1 protein-coding gene is annotated in these 1730 nt (G+C 62.5%); it reads left to right on the top strand.

Annotated elements, in window-relative coordinates; all coding sequences use genetic code 11:
- Positions 1-77 precede the first annotated feature (77 nt).
- Complete coding sequence (locus tag RN01_RS32385; protein WP_035832055.1) at positions 78-1256, top strand: MFS transporter; 1179 nt, start codon at positions 78-80, stop codon at positions 1254-1256.
- Positions 1257-1730: the final 474 nt, after the last annotated feature.

The following is a 1730-nucleotide window of genomic DNA, read 5'->3' as shown; positions in this document are numbered from 1 at the left end:
GTCAACCTTGCCTCATAGAAATCGCCGTGACCGCATCCCATCGCACCACGTTATGCCAGATCCCGCCTGCGATCTGGATGTTGGGCTTTGTCAGCCTGCTGATGGATCTTTCGTCGGAGATCATACATAGCCTGCTCCCCATCTTTATGGTGACGGCGCTTGGCGCCAGCGCCTTCGACGTTGGACTCATTGAAGGCTTCGCCGAGGCGACCGCCCTGATGGTAAAGGTCTTCTCGGGGGCGTTCAGCGACTACCTCGGCAAGCGCAAATGGCTCGCGGTACTGGGCTATGCGCTTGGCGCGGTGTCCAAGCCATTCTTCGCACTGGCGCCCGGCGTGGGAACCGTACTGGCGGCGCGTCTCACGGACCGAATCGGCAAGGGCATTCGCGGCGCCCCTCGCGATGCGCTGGTCGCGGACATCGCACCGCCGCACCTCCGGGGCGCCGCCTTCGGCCTAAGACAATCGCTGGACACCGTGGGAGCCTTTCTCGGGCCGCTGAGTGCTATCGGCCTGATGTATCTGTGGGCGAATAATTTCAGGGCCGTCTTCTGGGTGGCAGTCATCCCAGGCATCCTCTCAGTCTTGCTGCTGATGCTCGGGGTGCGAGAGCCCCACACCCATGTCGACGCCAAGCGAACCAACCCCATCAAGTGGGCAAACCTTGTTCGTCTTGGACGATCGTACTGGCAAGTGGTCGCGATTGGGGCGCTGTTCATGCTGGCTCGGTTCAGCGAGGCGTTTCTGGTGCTGCGCGCCCAACAGGTCGGTTTGCCTCTGTACTTGGCGCCCCTCGTGCTGGTCGCGATGAACGTGGTGTATTCCCTGTCGGCCTATCCCTTTGGCAAGCTGTCCGATAGTCTGCCTCATACCACGCTGTTGGCATGGGGTCTGGTGGCCCTTATTCTCGCCGACCTCGTGCTGGCGATAGGCGCGTACTGGGCGGTAATGCTGGCCGGCGTGGCGCTATGGGGGCTGCATATGGGCATGACCCAGGGACTGCTTGCCACCATGGTAGCCGACACCGCGCCCGAAGATCTGCGAGGCACGGCGTTCGGCTTCTTTAATCTGGCGAGCGGGCTGGCGCTTCTCATTGCCAGCGCGTTGGCCGGCTTGCTTTGGGACCGGCTCGGAGCAGCCTTCACGTTCTATGCAGGTGCGGCTTTTTGCGCGGTCACCATTGCGCTGATCTTTGTCGCTCAGCGTGACACGCCGCAAGTGGCAGGCCAAGGGTCGGGCAGCGATCATGGCCGCTGATGACCACGATCCACATGATCGCCTCTCCGCGCTTCACGCCCGGCAGGTTGCCGCGATTTCTTTCGTCCCGCACGTGCCCACCGGGCTGCGTCCGGTGGCCCCTCCGCGATTTCGTCTACCAGTCGACGCAGCCTGCAGCGGGCAGCCTTCGCGCTATCCGCACCTCGCACGGCTCAGACTTTTTCGGGCGGCCCCGAACCTCTTCGGCCTGACAGCCACGCAAAGCCAAGGAAGGCCAACGGCGCAAGCACCAGGCTGTAGCTCAGCCAGGCACCGTAGATCCCGTTGGGACCGTACGGTTCTGTCATGTCATGCCAGTATCGATTATCGACAAACGGCAATGCGCCGGCCTCGGAGAATTCGTGCAGCGCATAGATGGGGTCGCCTCAGAAAACGGAAAATAAAGCACGCTAAGCCGGTTGCAGCGGTCGTAGCGGCCTGAACTTGCCCGCGCCGATCTTGGCGCTGCTGCGC

The sequence above is a fragment of the Cupriavidus sp. SHE genome (assembly GCF_000812445.1).
In the GTDB taxonomy this organism is placed as follows: domain Bacteria; phylum Pseudomonadota; class Gammaproteobacteria; order Burkholderiales; family Burkholderiaceae; genus Cupriavidus; species Cupriavidus metallidurans.
This window is presented reverse-complemented; position numbering and strand designations above follow the sequence as displayed.